The organism is Pseudomonas sp. GW822-FHT02G04, from assembly GCF_058802085.1.
In genome coordinates this window covers 270,769-286,299 of record NZ_JBXANU010000002.1, presented here as the reverse complement: position 1 = coordinate 286,299, position 15,531 = coordinate 270,769, and the positions used below count along the sequence as shown (strand labels likewise).

18 protein-coding genes are annotated in these 15,531 nt (G+C 60.4%); 11 read left to right on the top strand and 7 right to left on the bottom strand.

The window, feature by feature from the left end; translation table 11 throughout:
• Nucleotides 1-232 precede the first annotated feature (232 nt).
• The 5 genes from AC1RO5_RS03785 to AC1RO5_RS03765 all read left to right on the top strand — a co-directional run bounded on the left by AC1RO5_RS03785 (nt 233) and on the right by AC1RO5_RS03765 (nt 5,489).
• Nucleotides 233-994, top strand: a complete 762-nt coding sequence (locus tag AC1RO5_RS03785; protein WP_493172860.1) for a gamma-glutamyl-gamma-aminobutyrate hydrolase family protein — start codon at nt 233-235, stop codon at nt 992-994.
• Nucleotides 995-1,238: 244 nt separating this feature from the next.
• Nucleotides 1,239-2,381 (top strand): polyamine ABC transporter ATP-binding protein, encoded by a 1,143-nt coding sequence (potA, locus tag AC1RO5_RS03780; RefSeq protein ID WP_018930104.1) that lies wholly within the window; start codon nt 1,239-1,241, stop codon nt 2,379-2,381.
• A gap of 29 nt (nt 2,382-2,410) precedes the next feature.
• Nucleotides 2,411-3,292 (top strand): ABC transporter permease subunit, encoded by an 882-nt coding sequence (locus AC1RO5_RS03775; RefSeq protein ID WP_177318290.1) that lies wholly within the window; start codon nt 2,411-2,413, stop codon nt 3,290-3,292.
• Nucleotides 3,289-4,173 (top strand): ABC transporter permease subunit, encoded by an 885-nt coding sequence (locus tag AC1RO5_RS03770; RefSeq protein ID WP_493172858.1) that lies wholly within the window; start codon nt 3,289-3,291, stop codon nt 4,171-4,173. The genes AC1RO5_RS03775 and AC1RO5_RS03770 overlap by 4 nt, the downstream gene beginning before the upstream one ends.
• A gap of 218 nt (nt 4,174-4,391) precedes the next feature.
• Entirely contained in the window at nt 4,392-5,489 is a 1,098-nt protein-coding gene (locus tag AC1RO5_RS03765; RefSeq protein WP_493172856.1) for a polyamine ABC transporter substrate-binding protein, read from the top strand.
• A 271-nt stretch (nt 5,490-5,760) separates the two neighbouring features.
• Here AC1RO5_RS03765 and thpR read toward each other — a convergent pair whose 3' ends face one another.
• Nucleotides 5,761-6,300 carry an RNA 2',3'-cyclic phosphodiesterase gene (gene thpR / locus AC1RO5_RS03760; RefSeq protein WP_493172854.1) on the bottom strand — a complete coding sequence of 180 codons (540 nt, stop codon included), beginning with the start codon at nt 6,298-6,300 and terminating at the stop codon, nt 5,761-5,763.
• A 125-nt stretch (nt 6,301-6,425) separates the two neighbouring features.
• Between thpR and AC1RO5_RS03755 the strand changes: the two genes are divergently transcribed.
• Nucleotides 6,426-6,620, top strand: a complete 195-nt coding sequence (locus tag AC1RO5_RS03755; RefSeq protein WP_007938782.1) for a hypothetical protein — start codon at nt 6,426-6,428, stop codon at nt 6,618-6,620.
• Nucleotides 6,621-6,633: 13 nt separating this feature from the next.
• Here AC1RO5_RS03755 and AC1RO5_RS03750 read toward each other — a convergent pair whose 3' ends face one another.
• Both AC1RO5_RS03750 and AC1RO5_RS03745 read right to left on the bottom strand, forming a co-directional pair.
• Nucleotides 6,634-6,987 (bottom strand): DUF1428 domain-containing protein, encoded by a 354-nt coding sequence (locus tag AC1RO5_RS03750; RefSeq protein WP_007938783.1) that lies wholly within the window; start codon nt 6,985-6,987, stop codon nt 6,634-6,636.
• Nucleotides 6,988-7,003: 16 nt separating this feature from the next.
• A complete protein-coding gene (locus AC1RO5_RS03745; protein WP_493172852.1) occupies nt 7,004-8,092 on the bottom strand; it encodes a hypothetical protein in 1,089 nt (362 codons plus the stop codon).
• A gap of 455 nt (nt 8,093-8,547) precedes the next feature.
• Between AC1RO5_RS03745 and AC1RO5_RS03740 the strand changes: the two genes are divergently transcribed.
• Nucleotides 8,548-8,817 (top strand): hypothetical protein, encoded by a 270-nt coding sequence (locus tag AC1RO5_RS03740; protein WP_493172850.1) that lies wholly within the window; start codon nt 8,548-8,550, stop codon nt 8,815-8,817.
• 57 nt (nt 8,818-8,874) lie between these two features.
• On the top strand, nt 8,875-9,108 hold the full coding sequence (locus AC1RO5_RS03735; RefSeq protein WP_349747345.1) for a hypothetical protein: 234 nt from the start codon (nt 8,875-8,877) through the stop codon (nt 9,106-9,108).
• A 159-nt stretch (nt 9,109-9,267) separates the two neighbouring features.
• Here the strand turns inward: AC1RO5_RS03735 and AC1RO5_RS03730 are convergent, their stop codons facing one another.
• The 4 genes from AC1RO5_RS03730 to AC1RO5_RS03715 form a co-directional block, all read right to left on the bottom strand.
• On the bottom strand, nt 9,268-9,900 hold the full coding sequence (locus AC1RO5_RS03730) for a Vgb family protein (RefSeq protein WP_493172848.1): 633 nt from the start codon (nt 9,898-9,900) through the stop codon (nt 9,268-9,270).
• Nucleotides 9,901-9,950: 50 nt separating this feature from the next.
• A complete protein-coding gene (locus tag AC1RO5_RS03725) occupies nt 9,951-11,171 on the bottom strand; it encodes a helix-turn-helix domain-containing protein (protein WP_493172846.1) in 1,221 nt (406 codons plus the stop codon).
• Between the two features lie 103 nt (nt 11,172-11,274).
• Nucleotides 11,275-12,444, bottom strand: a complete 1,170-nt coding sequence (locus tag AC1RO5_RS03720; RefSeq protein WP_493172844.1) for a Gfo/Idh/MocA family protein — start codon at nt 12,442-12,444, stop codon at nt 11,275-11,277.
• A gap of 26 nt (nt 12,445-12,470) precedes the next feature.
• On the bottom strand, nt 12,471-13,394 hold the full coding sequence (locus tag AC1RO5_RS03715) for a TIM barrel protein (RefSeq protein WP_493172843.1): 924 nt from the start codon (nt 13,392-13,394) through the stop codon (nt 12,471-12,473).
• A gap of 138 nt (nt 13,395-13,532) precedes the next feature.
• On the opposite strand from AC1RO5_RS03715, the gene AC1RO5_RS03710 reads away from it, so the two are divergent.
• The 3 genes from AC1RO5_RS03710 to AC1RO5_RS03700 all read left to right on the top strand — a co-directional run bounded on the left by AC1RO5_RS03710 (nt 13,533) and on the right by AC1RO5_RS03700 (nt 15,369).
• Nucleotides 13,533-14,621, top strand: coding sequence for a LacI family DNA-binding transcriptional regulator (locus tag AC1RO5_RS03710; RefSeq protein WP_493172841.1), 1,089 nt, complete (start codon nt 13,533-13,535; stop codon nt 14,619-14,621).
• A gap of 56 nt (nt 14,622-14,677) precedes the next feature.
• Nucleotides 14,678-14,977 (top strand): hypothetical protein, encoded by a 300-nt coding sequence (locus tag AC1RO5_RS03705; protein WP_493172839.1) that lies wholly within the window; start codon nt 14,678-14,680, stop codon nt 14,975-14,977.
• Between the two features lie 65 nt (nt 14,978-15,042).
• Complete coding sequence (locus AC1RO5_RS03700) at nt 15,043-15,369, top strand: hypothetical protein (RefSeq protein ID WP_413697176.1); 327 nt, start codon at nt 15,043-15,045, stop codon at nt 15,367-15,369.
• Nucleotides 15,370-15,531 lie beyond the last annotated feature (162 nt).

Here is a 15,531-nt window from a genome sequence, read left to right as displayed (position 1 = left end):
GCCAGTCAACCCGAACGGCAAAGTGAAGTCAATAGCGAACACCTGGCCTTTCACCCTTTATTTTCTGGCCATTTTTGGGCACCAGAGTGCCAAATCAGGCTTGCGCACCGCGTAGATCCTCAGCACCGGACGATCGGCGTTTAGAATTTTTTACATGAGAGTTGTTAATTAAAATCAACAAGGCTAAGCTCCGGAAAAGCTCGTTCAAGTGTGAAACTTCGAGGTGATAAAAATGGCATTCAAGCCATTGATCGGCGTTACTGCGTGCGTCAAACAGATTAGCCTGCACCCCTACCACGTCAGCGGCGACAAGTACTTGCGTGCTGTCAGCGTCGCGGCTTTGGGGCTGCCAGTGGTCATTCCCTCCCTAGGCGATCTGACCGAAACCGATGCGCTGCTCGCGCAGCTCGACGGTCTGTTGCTGACCGGCTCGCCGTCGAATGTGGAGCCCTTCCACTATCAAGGCCCGGCCAGCGCTCCCGGTACGGATCACGATCCGCAACGGGACGCCACCACCCTCCCCTTATTACGCGCAGCGATTGCCGCCGGTGTTCCGGTGCTCGGCATCTGCCGGGGCTTTCAGGAAATGAACGTGGCATTCGGCGGCAGCCTGCATCAGAAGGTGCATGAGCTGCCCGGCATGCTCGATCACCGGGAAGCGGACAGTCCGGATTTGGCGGTGCAATACGCACCGGCCCATGCAGTGAATGTGCAACCGGGCGGCGTGTTCGAGGCGCTGGAGTTGCCTGCTGAGTTCATGGTCAATTCGATTCACAGCCAGGGCATCGATCGGCTCGCACCCGGCCTGCGCGCTGAGGCGATCGCGCCGGATGGTTTGATCGAGGCGATCTCCGTCGAGCACAGCAAGACCTTCGCCGTCGGCGTGCAGTGGCACCCGGAATGGCAGGTGCTTTCGAATCCCCCTTATTTGAGTATTTTCCAGGCGTTTGGCGAGGCGTGCCGGCAACGGGCGGCGCTGCGTAATACGCGCTGACTTCAAACATTACTAATCGATTTACTGCCCCCGTGAGCCTGGCGGGCGTGCCTTTGCGCGCCGGTGGCTCACGTAATAGATGAACCGCAATAACAACAAGCACGACCAGGCAGCCAGGACGGCGGTGCCGAATAAGCCCGAGCGGTAAGCGTTGAACTCAATGGCATCGCCCGGCCCGGGTTTGCAATCCACTCTTAAGTCAGGCCGTGTTGGCCCGACGACTGAAACCTGTTGGGAGTTTCATATGGCAAACGCCTCCAGCATCTACAGGAAGGCTCTTGATGGTCACCAGGCACCGAAAAAGGTGCTGGTGAAAGTCGACCGCGTCACCAAGAAATTCGACGAAACCACCGCCGTGGACGATGTGTCCCTGGAGATCCATCAGGGCGAAATCTTTGCCTTGCTCGGTGGTTCCGGTTCGGGCAAATCGACGCTGCTGCGCATGCTCGCCGGCTTCGAGCGCCCGACCGAAGGGCGAATTCTGCTCGACGGTGTCGACATCACTGACATGCCGCCCTACGAACGGCCGATCAACATGATGTTCCAGTCCTATGCGCTGTTCCCGCACATGACAGTGGCGCAGAACATCGCCTTCGGCCTCAAGCAGGACCGTTTGCCCGCCAGCGAAATCGACGCCCGTGTCGAAGAAATGCTGCGCCTGGTGCACATGACCCAGTACGCCAAGCGCAAGCCGCATCAGTTGTCCGGCGGTCAGCGTCAGCGTGTGGCGCTGGCGCGTTCTTTGGCCAAGCGACCGAAGCTGTTGTTGCTCGACGAGCCGATGGGCGCACTGGATAAAAAGCTGCGCTCGCAGATGCAGCTGGAGCTGGTGGAAATCATCGAGCGCGTCGGCGTGACCTGCGTGATGGTGACCCACGATCAGGAAGAGGCCATGACCATGGCCGAGCGCATTGCGATCATGCACCTGGGCTGGATCGCCCAGATCGGCAGCCCGGTGGACATTTATGAAGCGCCGGTCAGCCGCATGGTCTGCGAATTCATCGGCAACGTGAACGCCTTCGACGGCACCGTTGTGGAAGACCTGGAAGGCCACGCGATCATTCACAGCCCGGACCTTGCGCAGAAGATTTACGTCGGTCACGGCGTGAGTACCTCGGTGCAGGACAAGTCGATCACCTACGCCATCCGCCCGGAAAAAATGCTGGTCAGCACGCTCAAGCCCGAGACCCGCTACAACTGGTCCGAAGGCAAGGTGCACGACATCGCCTACCTCGGCGGCCACTCGGTGTTTTATGTGGAGCTGCCTGGCGGCAAGATCGTCCAGTCGTTCATGGCCAACGCCGAACGCCGTGGCGCACGACCGACCTGGGACGATCAGGTCTACGTGTGGTGGGAAGACGACAGCGGCGTGGTACTGCGCTCATGAGAACCTTCAATCAGCAGTTCCTGCGCCTGGTGCCCAGCGGCCGCAAACTGGTCATCGGCATTCCGTTCCTGTGGCTGTGCCTGTTTTTCCTGTTGCCGTTCTTCCTGGTGATGAAGATCAGCTTCTCGGAAGCAGCGCTGGCCATTCCTCCTTACTCAGAGATCTACACCTTCGCCGAGCAGAAATTTCAGCTGCTGTTGAACCTCGGCAACTACTCGCTGCTGACCGCGGATGAGCTGTACATCTCGGCTTACTTCGGCTCGTTGAAGGTCGCGTTTTTAAGCACGCTGATGTGCCTGGTGATCGGTTTCCCGATGGCTTATGCGATTACCAAGGCCAGCAAGGAAGCGCAAAACGTCTTGCTGCTGTTGATCATGATGCCGACCTGGACCGCGATCCTGATCCGCGTCTATGCGTGGATGGGCATCCTCAGCAACAACGGTTTGCTCAATGCGTTCCTGATGTGGACCGGGCTCACGTCGCAACCGATCGAGATCCTCAACACCAACACCGCCGTCTACATCGGGGTGGTTTACGCGTACTTGCCGTTCATGGTGCTGCCGCTGTACGCCAACCTGGTGAAGCACGATGGCAGCCTGCTGGAAGCCGCGTCGGACCTGGGTTCGAGCAACTTCAACAACTTCTGGAAAATCACTGTGCCGCTGGCCAAGAACGGGATCATCGCTGGTTGCATGCTGGTGTTCATTCCGGTGGTGGGTGAGTTCGTGATTCCAGAGCTGCTGGGTGGCCCGGAAACCCTGATGATCGGCCGCGTGCTGTGGCAGGAATTTTTCAACAACCGCGACTGGCCGGTGGCGTCCGCCCTGGCGGTGGTGATGCTGGCGATCCTGATTGTGCCGATTCTGCTGTTCAACCGTAGCCAGGCCAAAGAGATGGAGGGACGGGGATGAACCGTTTCGGATTTTCACGATTGATGCTGGTGCTCGGCCTGTCGTTTATCTACCTGCCGATGCTGATTCTGGTGATCTACTCGTTCAACGCCTCGAAACTGGTGACGGTATGGGGCGGCTGGTCGGTGAAGTGGTACGTCGGCCTGCTCGACAACACGCAACTGATGGGCTCGGTGGTGCGCTCGCTGGAAATCGCCTGCTACACGGCGATTGCGGCGGTGGCGCTGGGCACGCTGGCGGCGTTCGTGCTGACCCGCGTGACGCGCTTCAAGGGCCGCACGCTGTTCGGCGGCCTGGTGACGGCGCCGCTGGTGATGCCGGAAGTGATCACCGGTCTGTCGCTGTTGCTGCTGTTCGTGGCCATGGCGCAGATGATCGGCTGGCCGCAGGAGCGCGGCATCGTCACCATCTGGATCGCTCACACCACGTTCTGCGCCGCATATGTGGCGGTGGTGGTGTCGGCGCGTTTGCGTGAGCTGGATTTGTCGATCGAAGAAGCGGCCATGGACCTCGGTGCGCGACCGCTCAAGGTGTTCTTCCTGATCACCATCCCGATGATCGCGCCGTCACTGGCGGCCGGCGGCATGATGTCGTTTGCCTTGTCGCTGGATGATTTGGTGTTGGCGAGCTTTGTGTCGGGGCCAGGGTCGACGACCCTGCCGATGGAAGTGTTCTCGGCGGTGCGTCTGGGCGTGAAGCCTGAGATCAATGCCGTGGCCAGCCTGATTCTGCTGGCGGTGTCGATCGTCACGTTCATGGTCTGGTACTTCAGCCGCAGGGCCGAAGCCACCCGCAAACGGGCGATCCAGGAAGCGATGGACCAGACCGCCAGCGAATCGTGGCAGCAACCGAAAAAGCAAATGGCGCAAGCGACAGCCTAGCGCCACTGTTAAGTGAGCACTGACCTGTGGCGAGCGAGCTTGCTCGCGCTTGAGTGCGCAGCACTCACAAATAGGCATGGGTTGCCAGAATTTTGGGGCCGCTACGCAGCCCAGCGGGAGCAAGCTCCCTCGCCACAGGTAAGTCCGCTAGCCACAGGTTTTGTGTTCACCGCATTTTTGTTTTATGTGATTTGAATAAAAAGAATGGAGTTGTACCGATGAAAATGTTTGGCAGGACTCTGCTGACACTGTCCTTATTGGGCGCAATGACCGCTGGCGCCCAGGCCAATGACAAGGTTCTGCGCGTCTACAATTGGTCGGATTACATTGCCCCGGACACCGTCAAGAAGTTCGAAGACGAGACCGGCATCCGCGTGACCTACGATGTGTTCGACAGCAACGAAACCCTTGAGGCACGGCTGCTGGCGGGCAAATCCGGCTATGACATCGTGGTGCCGTCCAACAGTTTCCTGGCCAAGCAGATCAAGGCTGGCGTCTATCAGCCGCTGGATAAATCGAAGCTGCCGAACTGGAAAAACCTCAACCCGGTGCTGCTGAAAAATGCTTCGGCCAGCGATCCGGATAACGGCCACGCCTTCCCGTACATGTGGGGTTCGATCGGCATCGGCTACAACCCGGCCAAGGTCAAGGAAGTGCTGGGCACTGATGCCCCGGTGAATTCCTGGGACTTGCTGTTCAAACCGGAAAACGCCGCCAAGCTCAAGGCTTGTGGCATCAGCTTCCTTGATTCGCCGACGGAAATGCTTCCGGCTGCCCTGCACTATCTGGGCTACCCGGTGAACTCCCGGGACAAGGCGCAAATCGCCGAAGCCGAAGCGCTGTTCATGAAGATCCGGCCGTCGGTGGCCTACTTCCATTCGTCGAAATACATCTCCGACCTGGCCAACGGCAACATCTGCGTCGCCGTCGGTTACTCCGGCGACGTGCTGCAAGCCAAGGCCCGCGCCCAGGAAGCCGGCGACAAGGTGAAGATCGAGTACAGCATCCCAAAAGAAGGCGCCGGCAGTTTTTACGACATGGTCGCCATTCCCCGGGACGCCGCCAACGTCGACAACGCCTACCTGTTCATGAACTTCCTGATGCGCCCGGACATCATCGCCGAAGTCACCAACAGCATCGGCTACAGCAACGCCAACGCAGCGGCCACGCCGTTGGTGGATGAAGCGATCCGCGACGACCCGGGGTCGTATCCGCCGCAAGCGGTGATGGCGACGTTGTATGCCATTCCTGACATGCCGATTGCCACGCAGCGGATCATGACTCGGGGCTGGACGCGGGTGAAGTTGGGCAAATAACCCCGTCCTGCCTGCCTCACTGATCGTTCCCACGCTCCGCGTGGGAATGCCTCCACGGACGCTCCGCGTTCGGCTCTGGAGGGAACGCGGAGCGTCCCGGGCTGCATTCCCACGCGGAGCGTGGGAACGATCAGTTCATTCGCGAAAGCGATCTTTTTCCGTTCACGCAGCGCCTTACCACCGCTGCACTCCTCTTAAGAAGAACGGCTTCACCTGGCTTCCTCGGTTAAGGTGAATTCAGGCGCCCTCGGGCGCCTTTTTTTGTGTTCGTTCAGGCAGAGACCAGTGGCCACTCGGCCAGCGCTATGTACCGGCCTTTATGGGATTCGAAAAGGCTGAAGCGATCGGCGCGCAGGTAAAACTCCGGTGGCGTCGCGGATTCAGGGATCGGCGCCCGGTAGTCGCGCATCAGGGTCAAATGTGGACGATATTCCCGACGGGTGTCTTCAATGCCGAACGGCAGCATGGCCTGCTCCAGCGCATACACCAGGCGCAGCAACTCCGGCGCAGCCTGCGCGGGTGCCAGCAACAACACCCCGGAGCGACGCCAGACGTCCAGCCGATCCAGCACCACCGTCAACGGCGCGCCGGGGGTGCGGACATTCGCGGCGGCCTTGCAGATACCCGCTATCTGCGCCATGCCGACCGTGCCGAGAAACAGCAGGGTCAGATGAAAGTTTTCCGCCGGCACCGGACGCCCGACGTTGAGCCCCAGCGCGCTGCGCCATTGGGCGATGGCCCGGCGTTGTTCGGGGGCGCAGTTCAGGGCGAAAAACAGCCGTTTGAACGGCTCGCGGGTTTCATCGCTCATGTCTGGCACCTCAATGCTCGGGGACCCTTTGATTTTACAAAGGGATACCACGCCAGCAAGTGCATTTCTGGCACCTGTGGGCATGCGCGTTATAGTTGAAGCAACCGAATCGACGGGAGGGCGCCATGCGTCAGGTCATCAGCAAAGAGCCATGGTGGGCCGTGCCACCGAAGCCCGGCCAGGATGAGTCCGAATTGGAATGGGGCTGGCTGGTTCATTACAACGAAGGCGAACCGCGCTTCGAGTTCATCAAGGAGCGGCCGTCGGACAGCGAGATCCGTAACCGCAAAAGCTGCAGGACCACCCCGACGCCGGAGTGATCCTGCCGCGTCTTCAGGCTTTGACGAGCATTTCGAAACCGCCAAAAATCGCCCGCTGGCCGTCGAACGGCATCGGATTGACGTCCGGCTGCATCCGCGGATCGCTCATCAGTTTCGCCATGCCGGTGTCGCGGGTGGCCTTGTCCGGCCAGACGATCCAGGAAAACACCACGGTCTCGTCTTCCTTGAGTTTTACCGCCATGGGAAACGACGTCACTTTGCCATCAGGCACGTCGTCGCCCCAGCATTCGGCGAGGCTGAGCGCGCCGTTTTCCTTGAAAATCGCGGCGGCGGACTCCGCGTGTTTCTTGAATTTTTCGCGGTTGGCTTTGGGTACTGCCGCGACGAAGCCATCAACGTAAGCCATGATCGTTCTCCTCGGGTTATGGGTTGATCTGCTGGGTAGTCGATCCAGCGTGGCTCCAATCGACAGATCCCGCACCCAAGCCGACCGACGGTTCGACGGGCTGTGCAAGGGGTTGTGCAACGGGCTGGGCCAGGCTGCCTTCGATTTGCCCGGCCATGTACAGCGTTCCGGCCATGACGCCGGTGGTAGGGTTTTGCACCAGCTTCAGCCACGCCTTGTCGAATGAGTCGCCCAGGCTGCTGCGGATCAGCGCCTCGCTATCGGGTCGGTCGTTGGCCTGAATAACCGCACGCACCCCCGCCACTCCCAGGGAAATCAACGCCCCGGCCAGTTTCCCCGCCGCTGCCGCCACGGCACCGGCCGCGCCTCGTGGGGCCATTTCGGCTTCCATGCGTTTGCTGGCACGCTTGGCCACCGGCGTCATGCCGGCGTCCGTCGAGGCGATACCCTTCTCACCGCCCGCCGTGTGGATCTTGTCGATCAATGCCGCGTAGGCCGGCAACGTAGTCAGCGGCTCACTGTGCACCACCTGATACAGCGAAGCGTCACGGGCGGGCGGCGGGCCCAGCGAAATCGCCGGAATTTTGCGGATACGCTCGTTGAGCTGCGCCATCGGCACGCCATGACGCTGGGAGATGACCTGAAGTTGCTGGCCGAGAGCTTGCACGTAAAACGCCGTCGCCTGCCCGAGGATCTCGTCGGGATCGATCTCCAGCGCCACAGGGTCCAGCACTTTCTGGTGATATTGCTCCAGCAGATAGGCCGCCAGGCGTTTGGCCGAGGCATCTTGCTCGCCCCCGGCGTTGATGGTGTACCAGCTGACCTTTAACGACAGCCATTCCTGGGTCCAGTAGCTGCTGAACCACGGAATGAAGACTTCTTCGGTCTGTTCGTAAACCCGCGTGCGCCAATGTTCCATGGACCCGCGGGCATACACCCTGGTCTGTTCGGTGGCCTGCTGCGAAGCCGCGACAATCTCCTGGTCCACCTGCTGCCAGGTGCTCTGGGAAACTACCACCGGCGCCACGGCTACCGGGGCACGCGCAGTCGTTACGCATCCCGCCAGTACCACCAACACAGCGACGATCAGCGAACGCAGGTTCAAGATCGCAGTGTCCTACAGTCTGCGTCGAACGGAGCGTTCGACGCGTAAAAGCATGTTGATTTGAGTATAGATCGGGGCCAGGGGCCGTCCGTCAGGAAGCGTGGTGGCGCCCTCAAAAATTTCATTGCAGGCTCGAAGGAAACATCACACCTGTGGCGAGGGAGCTTGTCGGATCGCCGCACCGTCCCGCTGGGACGCGTAGCGCCCCCAAAACCTGCCACCGCGGTGATTCAGATAGATCGCAACAGTCCGTTTTGCGACTGCTTCGCAGCCGAGCGGGACGGTGCGGCGATCCGACAAGCTCCCTCGCCACAATGGATCGCCAGATTTCCGACTTCTGTTACCACCATCATCTACGTCGATACTCACCATCGCCGCGAATGCCTTCCGCAAAAAAACCGCCTGGTGCAGGATCAACTCATTACCACGTAAACCCCGCATCGGAGGGGCCCATCATGATTTATCCCGTCAGCCTTGCGTTCAGCTTTCCGGTGTTCGGCAGCAACTACTATTCGCAGCAGGTGGTCTCTCGCAAAGCCGTCGCGCTGGTGTTCGACAAGCAATTCGAAACCTTGCTGATGCCCGCAGCCACCAACCACTTCAGTAACGAAGTGGTCGGGCTCAACGATCAGTTCCGCTTTTTGAATGATGTGCTGGTTGAGCATCTGCTGGAGACCGAGATGACTCAGCGTCCGTCACGCTCGGCGCAAGCGTTCACCTTTTGACACGCTGAGTGAAGCTGCTCAGCGTGGTCCGCCACCGGGCCCACCCCCAAAACCTCCATGATGGCCACCACCACCACCACCACCACCACCACCACCACCACCACCACCTGGTGGGAAGAACATCCAGCAGCCCGACAGGGACGACAACAAGGCGAAAACCACCGCCGCTTTTACAACTTTGTTCAACTTCATTACGTCACTCTCTGTTTAGGCGAGAAAAACAACCTTTCTCGCCCTTTCAGACAGTGTTTGCGGGGGTTTGAGCACCGTTCCAATGTAAAGAATGGGTAATGGTTGTATCGTAAATAACTAATATTCCACAGATTTTTCAGGGAGCGGACCTATCGGCTATTTCCAAGTTCCCCCATAGGGCACGGTCCCAAAGGCGGCAGTCACACTCGCTGACTCTGCAAGCACTCTGATACAAAGCCGTTTTATGGTCGCAGCCTTTCATTCAGGCCGGCGCACGGCCCTCACCTTCCCGCTGTTGCCGCCGCCACAGAAAAACCGGTCGTGGCCATCGAACTCAAGCCCCGACACGCCGACGCCAGCCGGCATCTGGACGCTCTCCAAAACCTCGCCCGTGGCCGGATCGAGTCGTCGCAGCTCGCTCTCATCGCCTTCCCAGGTACCGTGCCACAGATCGCCCTCGACCCAGGTCACCCCGGTGACGAAGCGATTGGACTCGAGGGTGCGCAACACCGCCCCGGTCTGGGGATCGACCTGATGGATCTTGCGCTCGCGATACTCACCGACCCAGAGCGTGCCTTCGGCCCACGCCAGCCCCGAGTCACCACCGCCACCGGGCGCGGGGATGGTGGAGAGCACGCGGCCGGTCTGCGGGTCGATCTTCTGGATGCGATCCTCGGCGATCTGAAACAGATGCTGGCCGTCGAAGGCGGTGCCGGCATGGGCGGCGACGTCGATGGAGCGTAGGGTCTTGCCGCTCGCCGGGTCCAGGGCGTTGAGTTTGTCGTCGGAGGCAAACCAGACGCGCTGACCGTCATGGGTGACGCCGTGTACATGGTCGATGCCCGGAAAAGGCCCGTATTCGCGGATGATTTCGGCAGTTGAATGTTTCATCTCTTGCTCCTCGTTTACTGACTGCGTTCACTGGGGTTGTGAAGAGGATGCTAATCACTGGGCAGCAACGCCGTGAGTAACAATCCCGTCGCGAATCCCGGGACCGGCGGGGTCATCCAGCGACGGGCCCGGCCGTGGCCGAACGACTGCACCTTGCCGCCAGCCGCCAGCGTGTCGAGGGCTCGTTGCACGGTGCGCTGACTGGCACCGAGCGCCAACGCCAGGGCCGAACTCGACCACGATTCACCGTCAGCGAGGAAAGCGAGCAGCGTCGCATGCTGCTCTTCGACAGGCCGCGCCAGCACCACGACGTCAGGCGCAAGCCGTGGCACCAGTGCAAACCCTCGCGGCGTCGCGACCACATCGGCGATCAGGTGCAGCGCCCCGCGCAGCCGCCCGAGTTCGACGCGTAACCGCGCGCGATGGGACTCATCCGCGTGCTTCATCCGAAAGGCTCGCGCAATCAGCGTTTCCCTTGGCACGTCGGCCGGCCATGCTTCGCCCAGCGCCCGGGCGAGCGCGAACAACACCGGACGCCGGGCGAGTGAAACCGCCGAGCCTGCGTCGCGCACCACATATCGACAAGCGTCCACCACCAGCGTGGGGGATGCCAATAACGCTTCAATTTCATCGAGCAGCAACGACCGTTCCTGGCCACCGATAATCAGCCGCGCCGCCGGTGTGTCGAGGATGCGCGAGGCGCTTTCGACCTCAACGATCAGTGCCGGGATGCCCGCGTGCTGCGCGGCATGCTCGGCCCGATCGAGTGCCGCGCGCGCCGCCTTCGTTTGCAGGCGACGCATGGCGATGCCCGCCACGACCAACTCGTAGGCGGCCCTCGACGCGGGCGGTAATGGCGTCGGATCGAGTTTGGCGAGACGGTCCTCGGCCTCGTTGAGATGCCCGATCAGCAGCAAGCGGCGAATCTCGAGATACCGTGCATGGGCGGCGTTGACCCAATCGCCGTGCGCCTGAAGCGTTGCCCGCGCGGCGTCGAGCGCCTTCACCGGCCAGTTCAGGTCACGGGAGGCGAGCGCAATCTCGGCCTCGGCGACAACACACCGCGCGCGGGCCAAAGTCTCCTTCGCACCGAACGCCCGAGCGGCGCTATGCACCAGCGCCTTCGCTCGCACAAGGTCGCCCAGTTGCGCCATCGCGATGCCTCGAAGGGCGAGTGCAGGTGCATCGTCACGCAAGGCGATGCGATTCAGCGCGCCGAGCGGATCACCCGCCGCAAGCGCACGCGCCGCAGCGGTGATCAGCGAATCCATGTGAATCGCGCCACCTGGCACCCCCTACGTCCGATGTTCGCTGATCAGTCTATCTCACGACTGCTCAGCCGCACGCCGATCTGCCAGGGAGTGCGTCAATGCCTCAATAATCGACCCAAACCCCACCAAGGTCCGCGGACTGGACGCAGCGTTCGACCCAGCGCACGCCTTCGACACCGGCATTGATGTCCGGATAACGCAGCGTTGCCAGTTGCTCATGATCGCCACGGTTGGCGGCGTCCATGGCCAGGGCGAAACGGTAATAGAGGTTGGCCCAGGCATCGAACAGCCCTTCCGGGTGCCCGGCACCGATCCGGTCATCAAGCAACGCATGAGGATGCAAGTAACCCATCCCGCGCTCCAGCACCTGGGCGGGTTTGCCCTGGACTTCGAATGACAACTGGTTCGGCCGCTCATCCCACCATTCAAGGCTGGCCCTGGAACCAATCACGCGAATCTTCTGGCCATGCATGGAGCCGGCGTTCACCGCACTGGACCACACACTGCCCATGGCCCCGCCTTCGTATTCCATCAGTGTGTAGGCGTTGTCCTCCAGCGGCGCGCGGCTTTTGACAAAGCTCTGGCGCGTGCACAGCAACCGTTTGATCTTGAGCTCGGGCAGCATGACTTCCGACAGGTACAGTGGGTGAGTGCCGACGTCGCCCAGCACATAACTGGGGCCGGCGAGGCGCGGATCGACTCGCCATTTGGTCGCCTCGCTCTGTGCCTCGACCGCCTCACAGTGGAAGCCATGGGCAAACTGCATGTGCACCATGCGCACTTCACCCAGCTCGCCACGGGCGATCATTTCCCGCGCTTGTTCGATCAACTGGTGCCCGGCGTAGCCGTAAGTCACCCCCACCACCCGGTTTCGCGACAACGCGATTTCGCGCAGGGTTTGCGCCTCCTCAAGGGTAAAGCACAGCGGTTTTTCACAGACCACATGCAGCCCTGCTTCCAGAGCGGCCTTGGTGATTTCAAAGTGAGTGCCATTGGGCGTCGCCACGGATATGGCCTGGACGCTATCCGCCCGCCCCGCTTCCCCCTCAATCAAGCTGCGATAGTCGGCGTAGCAACGCTCGGGGTCGACACCCAGTTGCACGCCAAAGTCCCGACCGCGTTGCGGGTCCAGGTCGAAGGCGCCGGCCACCAGTGCAAACGACTGGTCACGCAGGGCCGCCGAACGATGGATGTAGCCGATCTGACTGTCACGCCCGCCGCCCACCATCGCCCAGCGGATCGGTTGAGGAATACGCTTGCTGCCATTGATCATCGAAAAGTCCTTCGCATGAGGGGAATTCAGAAACCTGCCCGGGACAGGTAGGCTCGGCTGGCAGCCACGTCGCGCAGACTGCCGTGGGCGTTACGTGGATCACGTTCTTGCTCGACCGTGATGTAGCCCTGGTAACCGATCTCGGTGATCAGCTCGCGCAAGGCGCCGTAGTCGATGACACCCTGGCCGATCGGGCACATCACGCCTTTTGCGCACGCGGCGAAGAAGGTGATGTGTTCGCCCAACACCTGATCGAACACGGCCTGATCGATGTCTTTGAAATGCAGGTAATCCACGCGTTCTGCGTACTGGCGCAGAGTCTGCACCGGGTCCATGCCGGCGTAGTACAGATGACCGGTGTCCAGGCACAGGCCGCCCACTTCGTAAGGGATGTCTTCGACCAGTCGGGCCAGCTCGTCGGCGAACTCGATGTAGCCCCCGGCGTGCGGGTGAATCACCGTGCGCACACCGAATTCCGTCCACGCCAGCTCGGCGATGGCACGGATGTGAGCCATCATGCCCTGCCAGGCATCGGGTGCCAGGCGCGGTGCGCGGTCAGAGTGGCCAGCGGCGTAGTCACGCTCCTCATGCCCCCAATCGATGACCACCAGACACGGCATCGCAAAGCGTTGCCCCGGCTCCAGTGGAATCGCCGGCAACTGCTTGAGCAATGCGCAGATATTGCGGGTTTGATTCAGCAGGCTGGACAGATTGGCGGGGTCGACCAGATTGTCGAATATCGTACCGGCCACCACGTGCAGGCCGTGTTCGGCCAGTACCGAACCCACCGCGTCGGCGTCCAGTGGCAGGTAACCGTATGGCCCCAATTCGATGCCGCGATAACCCGCTTGCGCCGCTTCGCCAAGGACCTGCTGCCACGCCGGCAGATGAGGATTGTTGACGTCGTCTACGCCCCAGCAACAAGGCGCGGTGGAGATGTGGAGGGTCATGTCAGGCTCCGATAATTATTGTTATGAGTGGCGATGTTTCGCTGGGAGAAATCCTAAGGCCGGCGGGTCTGCGGCTGCTATAGTCCTTGGGCTATACCTGTCAAAACCCGTCAAAAATTTCAGATAGGCTTTCATTTCATGTCAGAGCATTCTTCGTCAGAGCATTCCTCGTCAAAAGCCGACAACCCGCTCGGTCGTCGTTCAACCATGGAAGACGTGGCCCTGGCCGCCGGGGTGAGCCTGTCCACCGTGGACCGGGTAATGAACCTGCGGGCCAATGTGCGCGCCGATACCGCGCAACGCATTGCCGAGGCCGCCGCCCGGCTGGGCTTCTACGGGCGTAATGTGATCGAGCAGCGAGTGCTGCAGCAGCGCCCGACAGTGCGCTTGGGATTTCTGCTGCAAAAGCGTGGCGTGGCGTTTTATCAAGGGCTGGCCAAGGCCTTGGCCGAGGCAGCGACGGCCAGCGTGCGGGCCCAGGTTCGGGTGATGATCCACTACATCGACGACCTGGCCCCCGCCGCCACCGCAGAACGCATTCTCAAGTTGCAAGGCGAAGTCGATGCCCTGGGCGTGGTGGCCGCCGACCATCCGGCTGTGCGCGAAGCCATGGCGCAGTTGCGAGCGGCGGGCATCCCGGTGGTCGCCCTGGTGTCCGAGCTGAGCGCCTCGGCCGGCGCCGGTTATGTCGGCGTCGACAACCGCGCCATGGGCCGCACCGCCGGCTGGTTCATCAAGCACCTGGCAGCGCAACCGGGGCCGGTGGCCGTGATGGTCGGCACCCAACGCTTTCAGTGCCAGGAGCTGTGTGAAATGAGTTGCCGCTCTTACCTGTCGGCACAACCCCAGGACTGGGAATTGCTGGCGACGCGCCTGACCCTGGAAGACGAGGAATTCGCCTATGCCGGCACGCTCGACCTTCTCACCAGCCAGCCCGACCTGGTCGGCCTGTATGTCGCGGGCGGCGGCATCGAGGGGGTCATCAACGCCCTGCGCGAACTGAAAGCCCAGCACATCGCATTGCCTGTCGTGGTGTGCCACGACCTGACCCCCATCACCCGGACCGCCCTGCGCGACGGCATCGTTCAAGCCGTGCTGTCACATCCGGTCGAGGCACTGGCGCAAACGGCGGTCAGGGCCATGGTGGATGCCGCGATAGATCCAGCATCGGACAGTGCAGCGAAGTTCATGCTTTCGTTGCAGATTGATGTGGCTGAAAGTGTTTAGTGGTCGGCAACAGGCCCAGAATGTCCCGGGGTATTTTGTCAGGAGAAAAACAAAAAATGAGCACGACAAAAAACAGCATTATGTCGGCAATAAAAATTATTGTGATATTCACCACCCTGATAAGCGGATCGTATGCAGTTGTCATCCCGGCATTTGCACCCACCTATAAGACCTACTACATTCTAGTCATCGGAATCGCCACATCTGCATTGCTTGGAGGCTCTATCGGCTATAAAGCCCTGGCAGATGAAATACTCCTCATCAAAATCGGCTTTGGTCTTTGCTATGCATTAGTAGTAGCCATTTTTGTATTATTCCTTTCACTATTTATAATTTTAAACACTCGTGGAGCATGACCTGGAGCAATGTGCCATTTGTCAGGCGACCGCGTTTATTGAGGGCGACGAGATGAGCGTGCATCATGAGCGATCCAGATGAAATCATTCGTAAATTTGCCTTACAGAGAATTGCGAATGTCTTCAACATTTCCGTGGACCTTCTTAACGAAGCAGCCGTATTTGGGGAAGACTTGAAAGCCACCCGCTCTACCGGTCTATTCAGAAGAAATGAATATGATGCAATTGAAGGCGATATTCTTGATGTATGTGACAGAGAGACATACAAGACCATAAGCTCTGGCAACCTGACCATTTACACGATCGGCGATTATTGTAATCACATGGTTCGTTGTTATAAGCACAATCCAAAAGATGTTATTGCGACATTGAAAATAACCTCGCTCAGCTAACTACGTTGGGCGGCTGCCATGCCGTGGGGGGCGTCCGTCTGCTTGCCTTCCGAGTTTTCGAGCTGATTCACGAACAGCCCGACGATAGGGCTGTAAACTGGCCGCGCAAAAAAGGCGTTGCGTCATTGAATGCTCCGGCGCCCCTTCACCCCCACAAACAAG

Excerpts from the sequence above, each read along its gene's own strand:
- AC1RO5_RS03705 (WP_493172839.1), top strand. The coding sequence starts at position 14,678 with ATGAGCACGACAAAAAACAGCATTATGTCGGCAATAAAAATTATTGTG.
- AC1RO5_RS03765 (WP_493172856.1), top strand. The coding sequence starts at position 4,392 with ATGAAAATGTTTGGCAGGACTCTGCTGACACTGTCCTTATTGGGCGCA.
- AC1RO5_RS03750 (WP_007938783.1), bottom strand. The coding sequence starts at position 6,987 with ATGGCTTACGTTGATGGCTTCGTCGCGGCAGTACCCAAAGCCAACCGC.
- AC1RO5_RS03715 (WP_493172843.1), bottom strand. The coding sequence starts at position 13,394 with ATGACCCTCCACATCTCCACCGCGCCTTGTTGCTGGGGCGTAGACGAC.
- AC1RO5_RS03740 (WP_493172850.1), top strand. The coding sequence starts at position 8,548 with ATGATTTATCCCGTCAGCCTTGCGTTCAGCTTTCCGGTGTTCGGCAGC.
- thpR (WP_493172854.1), bottom strand. The coding sequence starts at position 6,300 with ATGAGCGATGAAACCCGCGAGCCGTTCAAACGGCTGTTTTTCGCCCTG.
- AC1RO5_RS03725 (WP_493172846.1), bottom strand. The coding sequence starts at position 11,171 with ATGGATTCGCTGATCACCGCTGCGGCGCGTGCGCTTGCGGCGGGTGAT.
- AC1RO5_RS03755 (WP_007938782.1), top strand. The coding sequence starts at position 6,426 with ATGCGTCAGGTCATCAGCAAAGAGCCATGGTGGGCCGTGCCACCGAAG.
- AC1RO5_RS03700 (WP_413697176.1), top strand. The coding sequence starts at position 15,043 with ATGAGCGATCCAGATGAAATCATTCGTAAATTTGCCTTACAGAGAATT.
- AC1RO5_RS03720 (WP_493172844.1), bottom strand. The coding sequence starts at position 12,444 with ATGATCAATGGCAGCAAGCGTATTCCTCAACCGATCCGCTGGGCGATG.
- AC1RO5_RS03785 (WP_493172860.1), top strand. The coding sequence starts at position 233 with ATGGCATTCAAGCCATTGATCGGCGTTACTGCGTGCGTCAAACAGATT.
- AC1RO5_RS03730 (WP_493172848.1), bottom strand. The coding sequence starts at position 9,900 with ATGAAACATTCAACTGCCGAAATCATCCGCGAATACGGGCCTTTTCCG.
- AC1RO5_RS03710 (WP_493172841.1), top strand. The coding sequence starts at position 13,533 with ATGTCAGAGCATTCTTCGTCAGAGCATTCCTCGTCAAAAGCCGACAAC.
- AC1RO5_RS03770 (WP_493172858.1), top strand. The coding sequence starts at position 3,289 with ATGAACCGTTTCGGATTTTCACGATTGATGCTGGTGCTCGGCCTGTCG.
- potA (WP_018930104.1), top strand. The coding sequence starts at position 1,239 with ATGGCAAACGCCTCCAGCATCTACAGGAAGGCTCTTGATGGTCACCAG.
- AC1RO5_RS03735 (WP_349747345.1), top strand. The coding sequence starts at position 8,875 with ATGATGGCCACCACCACCACCACCACCACCACCACCACCACCACCACC.